The 5,228-nt window shown below is 68.6% G+C and carries 4 protein-coding genes; 1 reads left to right on the forward strand and 3 read right to left on the reverse strand.

Annotation, left to right across the window (positions count from 1 at the left end):
* Positions 1-75: 75 nt before the first annotated feature.
* From ACWD3D_RS33080 to ACWD3D_RS33090, 3 genes are all read right to left on the reverse strand, one after another.
* A complete protein-coding gene (locus tag ACWD3D_RS33080; RefSeq protein ID WP_266703842.1) occupies positions 76-651 on the reverse strand; it encodes a TerD family protein in 576 nt (191 codons plus the stop codon).
* 206 nt (positions 652-857) lie between these two features.
* Complete coding sequence (locus ACWD3D_RS33085) at positions 858-1,316, reverse strand: peroxiredoxin (protein ID WP_266703844.1); 459 nt, start codon at positions 1,314-1,316, stop codon at positions 858-860.
* Between the two features lie 165 nt (positions 1,317-1,481).
* Positions 1,482-1,919, reverse strand: coding sequence for a DUF3052 domain-containing protein (locus ACWD3D_RS33090; protein WP_451464419.1), 438 nt, complete (start codon positions 1,917-1,919; stop codon positions 1,482-1,484).
* A 500-nt stretch (positions 1,920-2,419) separates the two neighbouring features.
* Here ACWD3D_RS33090 and aceE point away from each other — a divergent pair.
* The coding region (gene aceE, locus ACWD3D_RS33095) for a pyruvate dehydrogenase (acetyl-transferring), homodimeric type (protein WP_451464420.1) at positions 2,420-5,228 on the forward strand (2,809 nt) is incomplete at its 3' end.

The following is a 5,228-nucleotide window of genomic DNA, read 5'->3' on the forward strand; positions in this document are numbered from 1 at the left end:
GCGCCGCACGGGAGGTGCGGCGCCGGGCGCTCTGCTGCTGGTCTCCGCCCTCGGGCCGGGGCCTGGGGCCGCCGGTCAGACGTTGACGCCGAAGTCCTGCGCGATGCCCCGCAGGCCGGAGGCGTACCCCTGGCCGATGGCGCGGAACTTCCACTCGCCGGCGTTGCGGTAGAGCTCGCCGAAGACCATGGCGGTCTCGGTGGAGGCGTCCTCGCTGAGGTCGTAGCGGGCCAGCTCGGAGTTGTCGGCCTGGTTGACCACGCGGATGTACGCGTTGCGGACCTGGCCGAAGCTCTGCTGTCGGCTCTCGGCCTCGTAGATCGAGACCGGGAAGACGATCTTGTCGACGTCGGCCGGGACGGCGGCGAGGTTGACCTTGATGACCTCGTCGTCGCCCTCGCCCTCACCGGTGAGGTTGTCACCGGTGTGCTCGACGGAGCCGTCGGGGCTCTTGAGGTTGTTGAAGAAGACGAAATTGCCGTCGCTGCCGACCTTGCCCTCGGTGTTCGCCAGCAGCGCGCTCGCGTCGAGGTCGAAGTCGCCGCCGGTGGTCGTCCGGGCGTCCCAGCCCAGGCCGACGATGACAGCGGTCAGGTTGGGCGCGGCCTTGGTCAGCGAGACGTTGCCGCCCTTGCTGAGGCTGACTCCCACGAGTCCTCCCATAGGTAGGTAGGGGCCGGCAGTCACCAGCGTCCCCGTCGTGCATGTACCGGATCAACGAATGGATCCTAGTGACCGGTTCCCGGCCAAAGCAGGCTTTTGGGCGGGCGGGGCGGGAGTTCTCCGCGAGCGGAAAACGCCCGGGCGCCCGGGCGGTGTCCGGCGGGAAAGGGCCGGGCGCCCGGTCGTGCCGCCGCTCAGAGGGCTTCGAGCGCCGCGACGTACTCCTTCAGGTCCCGCGCGTCCGGCAGGCCGTTGACGACGCTCCAGCGCACCACGCCCTCCTTGTCGATGATGAAGGTGCCGCGCACCGCGCAGCCCTTGTCCTCGTCGAAGACGCCGTACGCCCGCGAGACCTCGCCGTGCGGCCAGAAGTCGGAGAGCAGCGGGTACTCCAGGCCCTCCTGCTCGGCGAAGACCCGCAGGGTGTGGATGGAGTCGTTGGAGACGGCGAGGAGCTGCGTGTCCGCGTTCTCGAAGCGGGGCAGCTCGTCACGGAGGGCGCAGAGCTCGCCGGTGCAGACGCCGGTGAAGGCGAACGGGTAGAAGAGCAGCACGACGTTCTTCTCACCGCGGAACTCGGACAGCGTGACCGTCCGGCCGTGATTGTCCTTGAGCTCGAACGCGGGGGCCTGGGAGCCGACCTCGATCGCCATGGCGTGTTGTCCCTTCGCTTGCGTCACCGCCCCGGGCCGGTCCGCCGGGAGCCTGGCCCAGCCTACGCAGCGCCGTCGCCCGGACGCACGAAGGCCCCCGGCGGCGTGATGCCGACGGGGGCCTTCGTCCGTACTGCGTGTACTACGGGGTGCTGCCGGAGGAGCTCAGCGCTTGGCCTTGGCCGTCTTGGGAGTGACCAGACGGGTACCCGTCCAGTCCTTGCCCACGCTGATGCTCTTGGTCTGGGAGAGACCGGCGGTCTGGGCGGCGTCGCTGACGTCGCTGGGTTCGACGTATCCGTCACGGCCGGTCTTCGGCGTCATCAGCCAGACCGTACCGCCGTCCTCGATCAGGCCGATGGCATCCACCAGCGCGTCCGTAAGGTCGCCGTCCTCGTCGCGGAACCACAACACGACGGCGTCGGCGACGTCGTCGTACTCCTCGTCGACGAGTTCCCCACCGATGGTGGCTTCAATACCTTCGCGGAGTTCCAGCTCGACGTCGTCGTCGTAGCCGATCTCCTGGACCACCTGATTGGGTTCGAACCCCAGCCGTCCGGCCAGATTGGTCCGCTCCTCCGCGTGGTCCGCGGTCGCGCTCACGGGTTGCCTCCTGATCATGTTCGGAAAATGCTTCAGCCACGCGCGTACGCGCGGCGCTGGCCGTAGTCCACACGGGCTCGGCGAATCGCGCAAGTACCCGGCGCCCCAGACCGCCTAAACGGTGACGTTCCCTGCCACGTCGCCGCAACTTCCGGCCGGTCCGCGCCGGGGTGCGGAAAGCACCGACCCGTATACGTCCTTCCTCAGCTTATGCCGTTTCGCTCCGGCATTCGCCGCCGAACAGCGTTTGGGAACGCTTGGACGGGTTGGGCGTATGGTTGCGATTTGGTCCGGCGCCCTGTTCCCGCCTTACGGCTACTGCCCCGGACGGGTGTCCGGTAACCCGTTGGTTACCGTGCGGTAGAGGTGACGAACGGCCCCCGGCGGTACACGATGGAGGGTGGCGAATCCGCGGACGTCGAGGACGTCGCGGGGTTTCGCGCCCCGGTGGATCAGCTTCGCAGAAGACTCCGTAGCAGCACCGACAGCGAAGGAACAGTGTGGCTTCCGGATCCGATCGCAACCCGATCATCATTGGCGGCCTTCCCAGCCAGGTCCCGGATTTCGATCCCGAGGAGACCCAGGAATGGCTGGACTCACTCGACGCCGCCGTGGACGAGCGCGGCCGTGAGCGGGCCCGTTATCTGATGCTCCGCCTCATCGAACGGGCACGTGAGAAGCGTGTCGCCGTGCCGGAGATGCGCAGCACCGATTACGTCAACACCATCGCCACGAAGGACGAGCCCTTCTTCCCCGGCGACGAGGAGATCGAGCGCAAGGTCCTCAACGCGACCCGCTGGAACGCGGCCGTCATGGTCTCGCGGGCCCAGCGCCCCGGGATCGGCGTCGGCGGCCACATCGCCACCTTCGCCTCCTCCGCCTCCCTCTACGACGTGGGCTTCAACCACTTCTTCCGGGGCAAGGACGAGGGGGACGGCGGCGACCAGATCTTCTTCCAGGGGCACGCCTCGCCGGGCATCTACGCCCGCGCGTTCTTGCTGGACCGGCTGAGCGAGGCGCAGCTCGACGCGTTCCGCCAGGAGAAGTCGAAGGCGCCCTACGGTCTCTCCAGCTATCCGCACCCCCGGCTGATGCCGGACTTCTGGGAGTTCCCGACGGTGTCGATGGGCCTCGGCCCGCTCGGCGCGATCTACCAGGCGCGGATGAACCGCTACATGGAGGCGCGCGGCATCGCCGACACCTCCAAGTCGCACGTCTGGGCGTATCTGGGCGACGGCGAGATGGACGAGCCGGAGTCGCTCGGCCAGCTGTCCATCGCCGCTCGCGAGGGCCTCGACAACCTCACCTTCGTCGTCAACTGCAACCTCCAGCGGCTCGACGGCCCGGTGCGCGGCAACGGCAAGATCATCCAGGAGCTGGAGTCGCAGTTCCGGGGTGCCGGCTGGAACGTGATCAAGCTGGTCTGGGACCGCACGTGGGACCCGCTGCTGGCGCAGGACCGCACCGGCATCCTGGTCAACAAGCTGAACACCACGCCGGACGGCCAGTTCCAGACGTACGCCACCGAGACGGGCGCGTACATCCGTGAGCACTTTTTCGGCGAGGACCAGCGGCTGCGGGACATGGTCAAGGACATGTCCGACGACGAGATCCTGCACCTGGGGCGCGGCGGGCACGACCACAAGAAGGTCTACGCGGCGTACGCGGCGGCCAAGGCGCACAAGGGCCAGCCGACGGTGATCCTGGCGCAGACGGTCAAGGGCTGGACGCTGGGGCCGAACTTCGAGGGCCGCAACGCGACCCACCAGATGAAGAAGCTCACCACCGAGGACCTGAAGGGGTTCCGCGACCGGCTGCGCATCCCGATCACGGACAAGCAGCTCGACGAGGGGTACCCGCCCTACTACCACCCGGGCCGGGACTCCGAGGAGATCCAGTACATGCACGACCGGCGGGCGAGTCTGGGCGGTTACGTGCCGACCCGGGTGGTCCGCGCGAAGCCGCTGGCGCTGCCGGAGGAGAAGACCTACGCCGCCGCCAGGAAGGGTTCGGGGCAGCAGTCGATCGCCACCACGATGGCGTTCGTCCGCATCCTGAAGGACCTCATGCGGGACAAGGAGATCGGCAGGCGGTTCGTGCTGATCGCGCCCGACGAGTACCGCACCTTCGGCATGGACGCGTTCTTCCCGAGCGCGAAGATCTACAACCCGCTGGGGCAGCAGTACGAGGCGGTGGACCGCGAACTCCTGCTGGCCTACAAGGAGTCGCCGACCGGGCAGATGCTGCACGACGGCATCTCCGAGGCGGGGTGCACGGCTTCACTGATCGCGGCGGGCTCGGCCTACGCCACGCACGGCGAGCCGCTGATCCCGGTCTACGTCTTCTATTCGATGTTCGGGTTCCAGCGCACCGGTGACCAGTTCTGGCAGATGGCCGACCAGCTCGCGCGCGGTTTCGTGCTGGGTGCGACCGCAGGTCGTACGACCCTGACCGGTGAGGGGCTCCAGCACGCGGACGGCCACTCGCAGCTGCTCGCCTCGACCAACCCGGCGTGCGTGGCCTACGACCCGGCGTACGGGTTCGAGATCGCGCACATCGTCAGGGACGGCCTGCGCCGGATGTACGGCGAGAACAGTGAGGACGTCTTCTACTACCTCACCGTCTACAACGAGCCCATCCAGCACCCCGCCGAGCCCGCCGACGTGGACGTGGAGGGCATCCTCGCCGGTGTCCACCGCTTCCGGCGGGGCGAGCGGGGCCAGATCCCGGCGCAGATCCTGGCGTCCGGCGTGGCGGTCCCGTGGGCACTGGAGGCACAGGCCATTCTCGCCGAGGAGTGGAACGTCCGGGCCGACGTCTGGTCGGCGACCAGCTGGAACGAGCTGCGCCGCGAGGCCGTGGACACCGAGCGGTACAACCTGCTGCACCCGGAGGAGGAGCAGCGCGTCCCGTACGTGACGCGGAAGCTCTCCGGCTCCGAGGGACCGTTCGTGGCGGTTTCGGACTGGATGCGATCGGTTCCCGACCAGATCGCGCGCTGGGTGCCGGGGACGTACCAGTCGTTGGGCGCGGACGGCTTCGGTTTCGCGGACACCCGCGGCGCGGCCCGCCGGTTCTTCCACATCGACGCGCAGTCGATCGTCCTGGCGGTCCTCACGGAGCTGGCGAAGGAAGGCCGGATCGACCGTTCGGCGCTGAAGACGGCGGTCGACCGGTACGAACTGCTGGACGTGGCGGCGGCCGACCCGGGCGCGGCGGGCCCACCACCACGCACCGCCCATGCCGTAGTCGTGCAGGACGAGAAAGCGCGACTTCGGCGCGGGCGGGGGGCTTGTCATACCGGGATCG

Source organism: Streptomyces sp. NPDC002690, from assembly GCF_053592415.1.